Source organism: Dermatophilaceae bacterium Soc4.6, from assembly GCA_039889245.1.
GTDB lineage: Bacteria > Actinomycetota > Actinomycetes > Actinomycetales > Dermatophilaceae > Lapillicoccus.
In genome coordinates, this window is record JAZGVH010000002.1 from 4,373,968 (window position 1) to 4,388,024 (window position 14,057).

Here is a 14,057-nt window from a genome sequence, read left to right on the forward strand (position 1 = left end):
GCCTTGCCCGGTGAGCAGCAGACCCGTCCTGCGGCTCGTCGGCGGCGTCGCCACCTCGGGGGGCCTCGCGGTGGTTGCCGGCATGGTGGCCGTGGTGGTCAGCGTCGTCGGGGCGATCGTGGGCTCGGTCGTCCTCCGCCGCACCGTCACGGACCGCGCGGGTAGGTTGCGGGGGTGAGTGCCGTGACCCTCGACCTGCTGCCCGGCCTGACGCGGGGCGGTGGGACGCGCGTGCGTGTGGGTGACACCGTCGCGTCGTACGACGACCTGCGCGGAGCCGCGGCCGCGGTGGCCGACAGCGTGTCGGGGTGCACCCGGGTGGCCGTGCTCGCCGAGCCGACGATGACGACGGTCGCCGCGGTCGCTGGGGCCGTGAGAGCGGGGGTGACGGTGGTGCCGGTGCCTCCCGACAGCGGTCTGCAGGAGCGGGCGCACCTCGTGCACGACTCCGGTGCGCAGCTGTGGCTGGGCCCGGCACCGACCGACGACGGTGGGCTGCCCGCGGTGCCCGTGGACCTCGACGCCCGCGGGTCGCACGTCGGGGTGGGGGTCGACCCGGCGACCACCGCCTTCGTGCTCTACACGTCCGGGACGACCGGTCTGCCGAAGGGTGTCCTGCTGTCGCACCGTGCGGTGGCGGCAGCGCTCGACGCGCTCGCCGACGCCTGGGCCTGGACATCGGCCGACGTGCTCGCTCACGGGCTGCCGCTCTTCCACGTCCACGGGCTCGCGCTCGGGGTGCTCGGCCCCCTGCGTCTGGGCGGCGGGCTGCACCACGTCGGACGACCCACCCCGCAGGCGTATGCCGCGGCCGCCTCCGACGGTGCGACGCTCTTCTTCGGTGTGCCGACGGTGTGGTCGCGGGTCGCCGAGGCCCCCGAGCACGCTGTCGCCCTGCGGTCGGCTCGACTGCTGGTGTCGGGCAGCGCCGCCCTGCCGACCCCGGTCTACGCGCGCCTCGACGAGCTGACCGGCCACCGCGTCGTGGAGCGCTACGGCATGAGCGAGACCCTGATCACCGTCGCGACCAGAGCGGATGCGATCCCACGCGCCGGGTGGGTGGGCGTGCCGGTCACCGGGGTCGAGACCCGGCTGCGGGGCGAGCACGGTGAGCAGGTGCCCCACGACGGGGAGTCGGTCGGTTCTCTCGAGGTGCGGGGGGACACGCTCTATGATGGTTACCTGGGAAACGATGAGGCCACCGCGGCCTCGACGACCGCCGACGGCTGGTTCCGCACCGGTGACGTCGCGGTGATCGACGGGGGTGGCTGGCACCGCATCGTCGGCCGAGCCTCCACCGACCTGCTCAAGACCGGCGGCTACCGCGTGGGAGCCGGCGAGATCGAGACCACCCTGCTGGCCCACCCCGCGGTGCACGAGTGCGCCGTCGTCGGTGAGCCCGACGCCGACCTCGGGCAGCGGATCGTGGCGTGGGTCGTGCCGGCCGCGTCGGTCCCGCTGCCCGCAGACGCCGAGGCGCTGGCCGCCGATCTCGTCGCCCACGTCGGTGCCTCCCTGTCGGCGCACAAGCGTCCCCGTGAGGTGCGCTTCACCGACGCCCTCCCGCGCAACGCGATGGGCAAGGTGCAGAAGGCGCTCCTGCTGCCCCCGGTCCAGCCCGACGCCGGGCCAGGTCAGCCGGCGAGGTGACCCCAGCGGGCCTCGAGGTCGCGCCAGGGCCCCTGGGCGGCGACCCGGCCGTCCACGAGGACGACGACGCGGTCGGCCCGCCCGAGCGCGGCCCGCTTGGTGGTGGCCCCGATCACGGTGCTGCCGCGCTCGCGCATCGAGTCCCACAGCTGCAGCTCGGTGACGGCGTCGAGCGCCGACGACACGTCGTCGGCGACGAGCAGCTCGGCGTCGGTGGCCAGCGCACGGGCCAGGGCCAGCCGCTGCACCTGACCTCCGGAGAGCCGAACGCCCCGGTGTCCGACCCGGGCGTCGACGCCGCCAGCCTCGGCGACGTCGTGCTGCAGGCGGGCTCCACGCACCGCCGCGCTGACCTCACGGGGGTGGTCGAGGTGGATGTTGGCGGCGAAGCTGCCGGAGAGCACCCGCGGCACCTGCGCCACGTGGGCCACCCGCCCGGGTCGCAGGAAGGTCTGCGGGTCGTCGACCTCGGCGCCGTTCCACCGCAGTGACCCGCGATAGGGGACGAGACCGGCGAGGGCGGAGAGCAGGCTCGACTTGCCTGACCCGATCTGACCCAGCAGAAGCACCAGCTCGCCGCGCCGCAGCGTCAGGTCGACGTCGCTGGCCCCGATCGTGCCGTCGTCGTGGATGGCGGTGAGCCCCCGCAGCTCGAGGTCATGGAGCCGGTCGACCACGCCCGTGGCTGGGCGGGGGGCGGCGCCGGTGACCAGGTCGACCCCCTCCGGCAGCGTCATCAGGTCGCCGCCGCCCGCGAGTGCGGTCATCGCCCGCTGCCACGCGCGCGTCCCCGGGGCCTCGGTGACGACCGCACCGGCGACCCGCCCGAACCAGTCGAAGCCCGAGACGGCGCTCGAGACCAGCAGCGCGGTGGCCAGGCTCCACCAGCCGGCCAGGTGGGCCGCCCAGGCGGCGACGACGGCCACCTGGACCAGCACGACCGGCACGCCGTCGAGCACGGACTGCACCCGGTGCTCGCGCACGGCGGCGCCGACGCGGCCGCTGTCGACCTGCTGGAGGTGGCGGTGGACGTCGCGCGTGGCGGCGGCCAGCTTGACCGTGCGCACGCAGTCCAGCGCCGACACGAGCGACCGACCGAAGCGGGCTCGGGCGTCCGAGGCCGCCGCTGCGGACCGTCCGGCCACGGGTGCACCGAAGGCGCTGGCGACGGCGGTGAGGGCCATGACCGCGAGCAGGAGGAGACCGGCCAGGACGCTCTGGCCGGCGATCCCGGTGACGAGGGCAATGAGCAGCCCGGTCGACAGGTCGACCCAGCGGTCGGCGTAGCGGGCGTAGCGGTCGGCGTCCATGGCCCGGGCCACGACCTCACCCGGCGGGGTCGGAGGCAGACGGTGCTGGGCCGTCTGCCCCACGAGCACGCTGGTGCGGGCTCGGAGCAGCACGGCCACCCACCACCGCGGATAGCGGCTGATGGCCGACGCCAGCAGCTGGGGGGCGAGGAGGAGCACGAGCACGAGCAGGCTCAGCAGCAGCCACGGTCGCCCGCCTGCGCCGACCTCGCTGACGACGTGCCCCCAGATCCAGCCGGTCACGGCGCCGTACGCCCCGAGGAGGGCGGAGGCACTGAAGAGGGCGACGCTGACCCACCCCCATCGGGGGTGGATGCTCAGTGCCGTCCAGGTGCCGCGGGCGAGACCGGGCCCGGTGCCCACGGTGAGGGCCGGCGGTGGGTCTCCCCGGCGACGGGCGGTGCCCACCCGCACCGGCCCGGGGGGATCGCTGGTGCCGGGGGCGGGTGTCGGGGTCGTCGCCGCAGACGCGGCGACCTCGTCGGAGGCGGCCAGCAGCTCGCGGAAGGGGCCCTCCGATGCTGCCAGAGCGGCCCTCGGACCCTGCTGGACGATGCGTCCGTCGGCGAGGACGGCGACCTGGTCGGCCCGCTCCGTGGTGCTGAGGCGGTGGGCGACGAGCAGCCCGGTGCGCCCGGAGAGCAGCCGCTGCGACGCGGCGACGACCCGTGACTCGGTCACCGGGTCCATCCTCGCCGTGGCCTCGTCGAGGACGACGACGCGCACGTGGCGCACCAGGAGCCGGGCGAAGGCGACGAGCTGCTCCTCGCCGGCGGAGAGGGACGTGCCGCTCGGACCGAGCACCGTGTCGAGGCCGTCGGGCAGGCCGGCCACCCAGTCGCCGATGCCCAGCTCGGTGACCGCGTCGTCGACCCGGGCGCGGGGGAGGTCGGCGAAGAGCGTGATGTTCTGCTCCAGGGTGCCGGCGAGGATCTCGGTGCGCTGGGTCACGACGCCGACGGCCCCCCGCAGCTGCTGCAGGTCGAGGTCGAGGGTGTCGGCCCCGCCGAGCAGCACCGAACCGCGCGGAGGGTCGACGGCTCGGGATATCAGCGAGGCGAGCGTGGACTTGCCCGAGCCGCTGCGCCCCACCAGCGCGCAGGTCGTGCCGGGCGGCACGTACAGGTCGATGTCCTGCAGGGCGAACCCGCCCTCGGGGTAGGCGAAGCGCAGGCGCCGCAGGTCGAGGGAGAGCCCGCCGGGCGGGAGCGGGTCGCCGCCCACGGGCTCGGTCTCGCAGGCCAGCAGCGTGCGCAGCCGCAGCAGCGCCCCCATCCCGGCCTGCAGGTCGGGCAGGTGGTGGGCCACCTGGCTGAGCTGGCCCACGATGGTGGTGGTGACGAGGAAGAGGGTGACGAGCGCGGCGACCGTCTCCTTGCCGTCGACCGCGAGGACCACCCCCACGACGGCGACCCCGGCGAGCATCGCGTGCAGGACCCCGCCGCTGCGGCGGGTGATCCGGGCCTCCAGCACGACGACGTCGTGGAAGCGCGCGTGGACGACGGCGGCCAGCTCGGCGCAGCGGCGCACCACGTGCGACTGACCGAGGCTGGTGCGCAGGTCGCTGCGAGCCGCCACCCCTTCCTCCATGACGGCGGCGTGGTCGGTCCAGGCGATCTCCTCGACCACCTTGGCGTCGGTGAGCGGGCCCATCAGCGGTCGGATGACGGCCAGGACCGCCACCGTCACCACGGGGAGGAAGACCCAGGCCGGCCAGAAGGTCAGGCCGGCGACGACGAGGAGCGGGCCCGCGGAGAGCATGAGCCGGATCACCATCCACGCGTTCTGCCTCAGGAGGGATCCCAGCTCGTGGGTGTCGTCGTCGATGCGGTCGAGCACCTCACCGACGGACTGCTCGGTCAGGACGGACAGGGGCTGCCGCATGACCGCGTCGAGCAGGTCGGCACGCAGGACCCCCTCGGCGCGGTCGACGCGCACCGCCCACAGGGTGCGTCCGACGGTGTCGAGCACCGCCCCGCCCACAAGGCACAGGGCCAGGGTGGCCACGAGGGCGAGGGTCGGGTGCGCTGCGATGCGCCCCACCACCGCCGTGCCGAGAGCCTGACCGAGGGCAGCGACCCCGGCGGCGACCAGAGCCGCCGCGGCACCGGCGCTGCGCAGCCGGCGGTGGTCCAGCGGGCGCGGGGTCGGGAGGCCCGGGACGGGGACGCGCGAGGTCGGCTCCTCGACCGGGGTGACTGTCAGCACGTCGGCCACGGTACGTGGTGGCACCGACACCCCGCCTCCCGTTTTGTGCCTCCGTGGCCGGGCTCTGCCCCGCCGCGTCGCCGGGCCGGCGCGAGGACGGAGGCGACCCGGCATACGGACGGCAGGTGGCAGTGGTGGCCCGCGTGGGTAGGTTGCGAGACGTGACCACCGCCGTGCGTGCCGACCTGCTCTCCGACACCCTCACCCGTCCGACCGAGGCCATGCGTCAGGCGATGGCGCAGGCCGAGGTCGGCGACGACGTCTTCGGCGAGGACCCGACCGTCAACGCCCTCGAGGACCGGGTCGCCGAGCTGCTCGGTCACGAGGCCGGCCTCTTCACCCCCACCGGCTCGATGGCCAACCAGCTCGGTCTGCGCCTGCACGTCAAGCCCGGGCAGGAGATGGTCTGTGACTCGCTCGCCCACGTCGTGCGCGCCGAGCTGGGGGCAGCTGCCGCCTTCTCGGGCATCACCTCGCGCACCTGGGTCTCACGGCGGGGGCTGCTCGACGCGCAGCAGCCGATCGACCTGATGATCACCGGCTCCGGTCCCTACCAGGTCGACACCTCGCTCGTGGTGCTGGAGAACACGCACAACTTCGGTGGAGGCACGGTGCAGCCGCTGGAGCAGATCCGGGCGGTGCGGGCGGCCACCCGCGCTGTCGGGGTCTCGATGCACCTCGACGGCGCGCGGCTGTGGAACGCCCACGTCGCCAGCGGCGTGCCGCTCGACGACTACGCGCAGGAGTTCGACACCGTCTCGGTCTGTCTCAGCAAGGGGCTGGGGGCACCGGCAGGATCGGTGCTCGTGGGCTCGGTGAGCGCCGTCGCCGAGGCGCGCATCTGGCGCAAGCGCTACGGCGGTGGCATGCGCCAGGTCGGCATCCTCGCGGCCGCCGGTCTGTATGCCGTCGAGCACCACCTCGAGCGACTGACCGACGACCACGCCCGGGCCCGGCGCGCGGCAGCCGCCTTCGCCGAGGCCGCTCCCGGCAGCGTCGACCCCGCGTCGGTGGAGACCAACATCCTGGTCGTCGACGTCTCCGTGGCGGGATGGGGCTCGGGGGACCTCGTCGCCGCTGCCCTGGAGCACGGGGTGCGCTTCTACGCCGTGGGGCCGAAGGCGGTCCGGCTGGTCTGGCACCTCGACGTCGACGACAGCGCGACCGACCACGCCGTCGCCGTGGTCTCGCGACTACTGCGCCAGGGGCCGGCTGCCTGACCTGCCTGACGCCGCGTCGAGCCGGTGACGGTCAGTGGTCGCGGCGCAGGTCGCCCCATCGGGCGGCGAGGCCGACGGCGTCGCCCCACGCGGCATACGTCCGGGCGATGACCGCCGGGTCGGCCGCCGGGTCCCACTGGCCGGCCCGGTGCTTGGTGCTGCGCAGCACGCGCCGATCCGGCCAGTAGCCGACGGCAAGGCCCGCGGCATAGGCCGCTCCGAGCGCGACCGTCTCGGCCGTCTTCGGCCGGACCACCGGGACGCCGAGCGCGTCGGCGATCATCTGCATGAGCAGGTTGTCTGTCGTCATCCCGCCGTCGACCGTGAGTGAGCTCACCGGTTGGCCGAGGTCCGCGGCCATGGCCTCGACGATGTCGCGGGTCTGCCAGGCGACCGACTCCAGGACCGCCCGGGCGAGGTGGGCCTTGGTGACATAGCTCGTGAGCCCGACGACGAGCCCCTGTGCCGAGGGGTTCCAGTGCGGCGCGAAGAGCCCGGAGAAGGCCGGCACGAGGTAGCAGCCCCCGGTGTCGGAGACCGTGCGGGCCAGGGTCTCGATCTCGGAGACGGTGCGGATCAGGCCCAGGTGGTCGCGCACCCACTGCACAAGGGCGCCGGCCGTCGCGATCGACCCCTCCAGCGCGTAGACCACGGGCTCGTCGCCGACCTGGTAGGCGACGGTCGTGATGAGGCCGTGCTGGGAGGCGACGACGTCCCTGCCCGTGTTGAGCAGCAGGAAGGCCCCGGTGCCGAAGGTGCACTTGGCCTCCCCCACGTCGAAGGCGGTGTGACCGAAGAGCGAGGCCTGCTGGTCGCCGACGACCGCCCCGATGGCGATGCCGGGAACCGGGTCCGTGGTGCGCCCGACCACCCCCACGGTGGGGACGATGCGCGGGAGCATCGAGCGGGGGATCTCGAGCGCCGTCAGTAGCCCGTCGTCCCAGTCGAGGGTCCGCAGGTCCATGAGCATGGTGCGCGAGGCGTTGGTGACGTCGGTGATGTGCAACCCTCCCCGGACTCCGCCGGTGAGGTTCCACACCAGCCAGGTGTCCATCGTGCCGAAGAGCAGGTTGCCCGCCTCGGCGCGTTCCCGCAGCCCCGGCACCGACTGGAGGGCCCACCGCAGCTTGGGCCCGGAGCTGTAGCTCGACAGCGGCAGGCCGGTGCGGGCGAGCACGTCGTCCGGCGCGATCCGGGTGGCGATGTCCTCCAGCACGGCACCTGTGCGGGTGTCCTGCCAGACGATCGCCGGCATGACCGGGCGCCCCGTGGCCGGGTCCCAGACGACCGTCGTCTCGCGCTGGTTGGTGACGCCGATCGACACGACCTGCTCGGGCCGGACCGCGGCGTCAGCAAGAGCACGCGGCACGACCTCCTGCACGATCGACCAGATCTCTGCGGCGTCGTGCTCCACCCAACCGGGATGAGGGTGGCGCTGGTGGTGCTGGCGCTGGCTGACCGACACCATCGTCCCGCTGCGGTCGAAGAGCATGCAGCGCGTCGAGGTGGTGCCTTGGTCGATGGCCGCGACGTAGGTCTCGGTCACGAGCGTCCGTGCCCGAGCTCGTCCGAGATCGACCGGCCGCTGCTGACGACGAGCTCGACCAGACGCGGCCGCGGCACACCCCGGATGTCGCACAGCACCTCGCACGGACCCTGCACCCCGACGGCCGCGACGACGTGCCCGCCGGCGTCGCGCACGGGTGCCGCGATGGCCGCCGTGCCGACCTCGTCCTCCTCGACCGAGACGGCCCACCCGGCGTCTCGCACCCTGGCCAGCTCGCGGATCAGGACCCGGCGGTCGGTGATGGTCCGATGGGTCAGCGGCTCGAGCTCGACCCCGACGGTGCTACGCGCTGCCCCTGGGTCGTAAGCGAGGATCACCTTGCCGAGGGCGCTGGCATGGAGCGGCACGACCGCCCCCGTGGTCACGCACTCCTGGCGGCGCCCGTTGCCGAAGACGTGGTGCGCCACGACCGCGCAGTCACGCTCCCAGGTCGCCAGCCTCACTGACTCTCCCGAGCGCGCGGCGAGGGCATCGGTCCAGTTCAGGGCCAGGGACCGCAGCTCGTTGGGGTCGAGGCGGGTCCGTCCGAGGTCGAACAGCCCGGGGGCGATCCGATAGGGACCGGCCGCCCGGTCCTGCTCGACGAAGCCCACATCCTGCAGGGTGAGGAGCAGACCGCGCGCCGTGCCTTTGGCCAGGCCGAGGGCGTCGGCGATCGCGCCGAGCGTCAGGGGCTGATCCTCCCCGGCGAGCAACCGCATGACGGCCGCGGCCCGCTCCACCGACTGCACCGTTGCCGCCACGCAGACAGAGTACCTACACCGCGACTCAGGCACACCGGCATGGTGGGGCGGCAGTGCGTCGGCCCGGTCTCGCCGGCCATCGTTCGGCGATGCCGCACGACGGGTCTTGTCGGCGTGGGACGTCGACGGCTAGTTTCGGGTCGTCGCAGTTCGCGACCCTGCCAATGACGACGATCGAGGAGTCCTCATGAGCCTGCTCTCCACGGCACTCAGCCCCCAGGAGCGACAAGAGGCCCTCGTGGACCTCGCCAGCACCGAGTTCGACGTGCTTGTCATCGGTGGTGGGGTCGTCGGTGCCGGTGCTGCCCTCGACGCCGCAAGCCGGGGTCTGCGGGTCGCCCTCGTCGAGGCGCGCGACCTCGCCTCGGGCACCTCGAGCCGATCGTCGAAGCTCATCCACGGCGGTCTGCGCTACCTCAAGCAGCTCAACTTCTCGCTCGTCTTCGAGGCCCTGCGCGAGCGCAAGCTCATGCTCGAGACCCTCTGCCCCCACCTCGTGCGTCCGGTGCGGTTCATCTACCCCCTCGAGCGGCCGTTCGTGGACCGGGCCTACGTCGGTGCCGGGGTGGGCGTCTATGACGTGCTCGGCGCCGGCCGTGGAGTGCCGAGCCACCTCAAGCATCTGTCGAAGAAGTCGACGCTCAACAGCTTCCGGGGAGGCAAGAAGGGCGCCATCCACGGTGGCATCATGTTCTACGAGGGCCAGGTCGACGACGCTCGCCACACGATGATGATCGCCCGCACCGCTGCGGCCTACGACGCCAGGGTGACGACGAGCACCAGGGTCACCGGGTTCCTGCGCGAGGGCGAGCGCGTCGTCGGTGCAACGGTCGTCGACCTCGAGAGCGGTCGCGAGCTGGAGGTGCGGGCCAAGGTGACGGTCAATGCCGCGGGCGTGTGGACCGACGAGATCCAGTCGATGGTCGGTGGCCGGGGCAGCTTCCGGGTCACGGCCTCCAAGGGCGTGCACGTGGTGGTGCCGCGCGACCGCATCGACTCGGACACGGGGTTGATCACCGAGACCGAGAAGAGCCTGCTCTTCATCATCCCCTGCCCGTGGAGCGACGACTTCTGGGTCATCGGCACCACCGACACCCCGTGGGACCTCGACCTCGCGCACCCGGCCGCGAGCCAGAGCGACATCGACTACATCCTCGACCACGCCAACTCCCTGCTGCAGAAGCCGCTGACCCGTGACGACGTCGTGGGCGTCTACGCCGGCCTGCGACCGCTGCTGGCCGGCGAGTCCGACCAGACGAGCAAGCTCTCGCGCGAGCACGCCGTCGTCGCGCCGGTGCCCGGCCTCGTCATCGTCGCCGGAGGCAAATACACGACCTACCGCGTCATGGCGGAGGACGCCATCGACGCTGCAGCGGAGCAGCTGCCCGGAAAGGTGCGGCGGTCGATCACGCAGCGGGTGCCCTTGCTGGGGGCCGAGGGCTACCTCGCCCTGTCCGACAACCGCGACCGGCTGGCCGAGGAGACGGGCCTTCCACGTGGCCGGATCAACCACCTGCTCGGTCGCTACGGCAGCCTGATCAAGGAGATCGTGGCGTTGATCCGACAGGACCCGACACTGGGCGAGCCGCTCGAGAGTGCCCCGATCTACCTCAAGGCCGAGGCGGTGTACGCCGTCTCCCACGAGGGGGCGCTGCACCTCGACGACATACTGGCCCGCCGCACCCGGATCTCGGTCGACACCTGGGACCGGGGGACGGCTGCGGCTGCCGAGGTCGCCGACCTCGTGGCTCCGCTCCTCGGCTGGGACGAGGCAGCCGTCGTCAACGAGGTCGAGCACTACCGGGCCCGGGTCGAGGCCGAGCGGGAGTCGCAGCGCCTGCCCGACGACCGCACGGCCGATGCTGCCCGGATGGGCGCACCCGAGGTCCGCGTCGGTGCGGACCACCCGGCCGAGCGGGGCTCGACCGACTCCTGAGCCTCACCACCACCGCACCACCGCACCACCGCACCACCGCTACATTCCCACATCGGCCGCCGTGCCGACCGTCCAATGGAGGACTATTCGATGAGCGACGTCAGTTTGGGTCACATCTTCCTGTACGAGACAATGGGGACGGCGATGCTGCTCCTGCTGGGCTGCGGGGTCGTGGCTACCGCGATCCTCAAGGGGAGCAAGGGGCACGGCGGGGGGTGGCTGCTCATCAACTTTGGCTGGGGTCTCGGCGTCTACGTCGGCGTCTACGTCGCCTTCTCGACCGGCGGTCACCTCAACCCGGCCGTCACCGTCTCCCAGTGGATGATGGGCGCGATCTCCGCCACCCAGGCCCTGGTCTACTTCGCCGCCGAGTTCCTGGGGGCGTTCATCGGGGCGGCCGTGTGCTGGCTGGCCTTCAAGAACCACTTCGACGAGGAGGAGGACGCAGGCACCAAGCTGGCCGTCTTCTCCACCGCACCATCCATCCGTAATCCGGTCTGGAACTTCGTCACCGAGGTCATCGCCACCTTCGTGCTCATCTTCTGGGTGCTCGTCGCCGGCGGGACCCCGACCCAGGTCGGCCCGCTCGCCGTCGCCCTCGTCGTCGTCGGCATCGGTGCCTCCCTCGGTGGCCCCACGGGCTACGCCATCAACCCCGCTCGTGACCTCGGCCCCCGCATCGCCCACGCCCTGTTGCCGATCAAGGGCAAGGGTTCGTCCGACTGGGGCTACGCCTGGATCCCTGTCGCCGCCCCGATCGTGGGCTCCGTCATCGCCACGCTCGTGTTCAAGAGCACCGACGCCGCCGACCTCATCAAGGCCGTCACCTCCGTCAAGTAGCAGCCCACCGACCCGGCCACCCGGCCGTCGTCGGAGCCTCACGCCAATGTCGTCCGTGAAGAAAGGGAACAACCCATGAGTGACAAGTTCGTCGCCGCCATCGACCAGGGGACCACGTCCACCCGGTGCATGATCTTCAACCACGAGGGCCGCGTGGTCGCGGTCGACCAGAAGGAGCACGAGCAGATCTTCCCCAAGGCGGGGTGGGTCGAGCACAACCCCGTCGAGATCTGGGAGAACACCCGGTCGGTCTGCGCCGGCGCCCTCGCCCACGCCGACCTCCAGGCCGCCGATATCGCGGCGGTCGGCATCACCAACCAGCGCGAGACCGCGATGGTGTGGGACCGCCACACGGGCGAGCCGGTCTACAACGCCATTGTCTGGCAGGACACCCGCACCGACTCCATCTGCCACCGGCTCGGGGCCCTCGGCGGGGGAGCCGAACGCTACAAGGACAAGGTCGGACTTCCCCTGGCCACCTACTTCTCCGGGCCCAAGGTGCGCTGGATCCTCGACAACGTCGACGGAGCGCGGGAGCGGGCCGAGGCCGGCGACCTCGTCTTCGGCAACATGGACACCTGGGTGCTGTGGAACATGACCGGTGGCCCGCAGGGCGGCCTGCACGTCACCGACCCCACCAACGCCTCCCGCACCCTGCTGATGGATCTCGACACCCTCTCGTGGGACGAGGGCATCGCCGCCGACATGGGCATCCCGATGTCGATGCTCCCGGAGATCCGCTCGTCGTCCGAGGTCTACGCCGAGGTGCGGCCGCGGGGTGTGCTCGCCGGCGTGCCGATCGCCGGCATCCTCGGCGACCAGCAGGCGGCGACCTTCGGTCAGGCCTGCCTCGAGGTCGGCCAGGCGAAGAACACCTACGGCACGGGCAACTTCATGCTGCTCAACACCGGCACCGAGAAGGTCCCGTCGAAGAACGGCCTGCTCACCACGGTCTGCTACAAGATCGGGGACCAGCCCACCGTGTACGCGCTCGAGGGCTCCATCGCGGTCTCGGGCTCGCTCGTGCAGTGGGTGCGCGACAACCTCGGCCTCATCACCGACGCAGCGGAGATCGAGGACCACGCCAAGACCGTCGACGACAACGGCGGCTGCTACTTCGTCCCCGCCTTCTCAGGTCTTTTCGCGCCGCACTGGCGCTCGGACGCCCGGGGGGCCATCGTCGGCCTCACCCGCTACGTCAACAAGGGTCACCTCGCCCGCGCGGTGCTCGAGGCCACGGCCTTCCAGTCGCGAGAGGTCCTCGACGCCATGAACGCCGACTCCGGCGTCGACCTGACCGAGCTCAAGGTGGACGGTGGCATGGTGGTCAACGAGACGCTCATGCAGTTCCAGGCCGACATCCTCGGCGTGCCGGTCATCCGCCCGGTCGTGGCAGAGACGACCGCCCTGGGGGCTGCGTATGCCGCCGGGCTGGCCGTCGGGTTCTGGGACAGCGAGGACGACATCCGCACCAACTGGGCCGAGGACAAGCGCTGGGAGCCCCAGATGGAGCAGGCCGACCGGGAGAAGGCCTACGCGATGTGGAAGAAGGCCGTCACCAAGACCCTGGACTGGGTCGAGGACGACGACGAGGACTGAGCCGGGTCGACGGGCTGCAGGTGGGGCGAGGGGAGATGGTTCCCCTCGCCCCACCTGCGAGCGGCTCAGCCGACCTCGTGGTGGCGCACCTCGGCCTCGATCGCCCGTGGTCGCGCCTCCGTATGCCGCCCACCCAGCTCGACGACATACATCGCCGCCACGACCAACGCACCTCCGACGAGCATCCGGCCCGTGAGCGACTCACCACCGAGGAGCACCGCGAAGACGGCGGCGAACACCGGCTCGAGGGTCATCACGACCGCCGCGCGGGTGGCGCTGAGCCGGGCCTGTGCCCAGGTCTGGACCCAGAGGGCGAGCGCGCCGGCGGCGGTGGCCATGTAGACGACCGAGCCCCACTGCCCGGCGCCCTGCGGCCAGGTGATCCCCCCGGGCAGGGCTCCGACCGTCGAGATGAGCGCGATCGCCAGCATCTGCACCGCCGACATCCCCGTCGCGTGCTCGGTGGTCGACCACCGCCCGAGCCCGAGGATGTGCAGGGCGTAGACCGCGGCGCAGGCCAGGGTCAGCGCCTCACCCGTGCCGATCGCCACGCCCCGCAGCGACAGCACGGCGAGACCGGCGGTCGACAGGGCCACCGCGGCCCAGGTCGCCCGACCCACCCGCTCCCGCAGGAGGAGCGCGCCGAGCAGGGGGGTGAGCACGACGTACAGGCCGGTGAGAAAGCCCGAGACCGAGGCGTCGGTGCGGGCCAGGCCGAGGGTCTGCAGCACCTGGGCCACGCCGTAGAGACCGCCGAGGGCGAGTCCGGCCAGCCACTCTCGCCGGCCGAGGGCCCGCAACGGGCGCCAGAAGACCACGACCATGAGCACGGCGGCGAGGTCGAAGCGCACCGCGAGGAAGTCGAGCGGGGGCACGGTCTGCACGAGGTCGCGGATGAGGAAGAAGGTCGAGCCCCAGACCGCCGTGAGCCCGATCAGCAGGCCGGTGGCGAGCAGTCCGGTGCGCCGGTCGGGCAGGGGCACG

Annotated in this window: 10 protein-coding genes; 6 read left to right on the top strand and 4 right to left on the bottom strand. The window is 72.5% G+C overall.

What is annotated here, in order from left to right; translation table 11 throughout:
• Positions 1–10: 10 nt before the first annotated feature.
• Both V3N99_20475 and V3N99_20480 read left to right on the top strand, forming a co-directional pair.
• A complete protein-coding gene (locus V3N99_20475; protein MEO3939104.1) occupies positions 11–178 on the top strand; it encodes a hypothetical protein in 168 nt (55 codons plus the stop codon).
• On the top strand, positions 175–1,650 hold the full coding sequence (locus tag V3N99_20480) for an AMP-binding protein (protein MEO3939105.1): 1,476 nt from the start codon (positions 175–177) through the stop codon (positions 1,648–1,650). The genes V3N99_20475 and V3N99_20480 overlap by 4 nt, the downstream gene beginning before the upstream one ends.
• Here V3N99_20480 and V3N99_20485 read toward each other — a convergent pair.
• Positions 1,635–5,168: an ABC transporter ATP-binding protein gene (locus V3N99_20485; GenBank protein ID MEO3939106.1), complete on the bottom strand. Its 3,534-nt coding sequence runs from the start codon at positions 5,166–5,168 to the stop codon at positions 1,635–1,637. The two genes, V3N99_20480 and V3N99_20485, sit on opposite strands and share 16 nt — an antisense overlap.
• 161 nt (positions 5,169–5,329) lie before the next feature.
• Here V3N99_20485 and V3N99_20490 point away from each other — a divergent pair, with 161 nt between their 5' ends.
• A complete protein-coding gene (locus V3N99_20490) occupies positions 5,330–6,388 on the top strand; it encodes a GntG family PLP-dependent aldolase (protein ID MEO3939107.1) in 1,059 nt (352 codons plus the stop codon).
• A gap of 31 nt (positions 6,389–6,419) precedes the next feature.
• On the opposite strand, the gene glpK (V3N99_20495) is transcribed toward V3N99_20490, so the two are convergent.
• Both glpK (V3N99_20495) and V3N99_20500 read right to left on the bottom strand, forming a co-directional pair.
• A complete protein-coding gene (glpK, locus tag V3N99_20495; GenBank protein ID MEO3939108.1) occupies positions 6,420–7,934 on the bottom strand; it encodes a glycerol kinase GlpK in 1,515 nt (504 codons plus the stop codon).
• Positions 7,931–8,698, bottom strand: coding sequence for an IclR family transcriptional regulator (locus V3N99_20500; protein ID MEO3939109.1), 768 nt, complete (start codon positions 8,696–8,698; stop codon positions 7,931–7,933). Before V3N99_20500 ends, glpK (V3N99_20495) begins: the two co-directional genes overlap by 4 nt.
• Positions 8,699–8,885: 187 nt before the next feature.
• Here V3N99_20500 and V3N99_20505 point away from each other — a divergent pair, with 187 nt between their 5' ends.
• The 3 genes from V3N99_20505 to glpK (V3N99_20515) all read left to right on the top strand — a co-directional run bounded on the left by V3N99_20505 (position 8,886) and on the right by glpK (V3N99_20515) (position 13,073).
• Positions 8,886–10,634 carry a glycerol-3-phosphate dehydrogenase/oxidase gene (locus V3N99_20505; protein ID MEO3939110.1) on the top strand — a complete coding sequence of 583 codons (1,749 nt, stop codon included), beginning with the start codon at positions 8,886–8,888 and terminating at the stop codon, positions 10,632–10,634.
• 90 nt (positions 10,635–10,724) lie between these two features.
• A complete protein-coding gene (locus V3N99_20510) occupies positions 10,725–11,474 on the top strand; it encodes an MIP/aquaporin family protein (GenBank protein MEO3939111.1) in 750 nt (249 codons plus the stop codon).
• A gap of 75 nt (positions 11,475–11,549) precedes the next feature.
• On the top strand, positions 11,550–13,073 hold the full coding sequence (gene glpK, locus V3N99_20515; GenBank protein MEO3939112.1) for a glycerol kinase GlpK: 1,524 nt from the start codon (positions 11,550–11,552) through the stop codon (positions 13,071–13,073).
• Positions 13,074–13,138: 65 nt separating this feature from the next.
• Here glpK (V3N99_20515) and V3N99_20520 read toward each other — a convergent pair whose 3' ends face one another.
• Positions 13,139–14,056, bottom strand: coding sequence for a DMT family transporter (locus tag V3N99_20520; GenBank protein ID MEO3939113.1), 918 nt, complete (start codon positions 14,054–14,056; stop codon positions 13,139–13,141).
• Position 14,057: the final 1 nt, after the last annotated feature.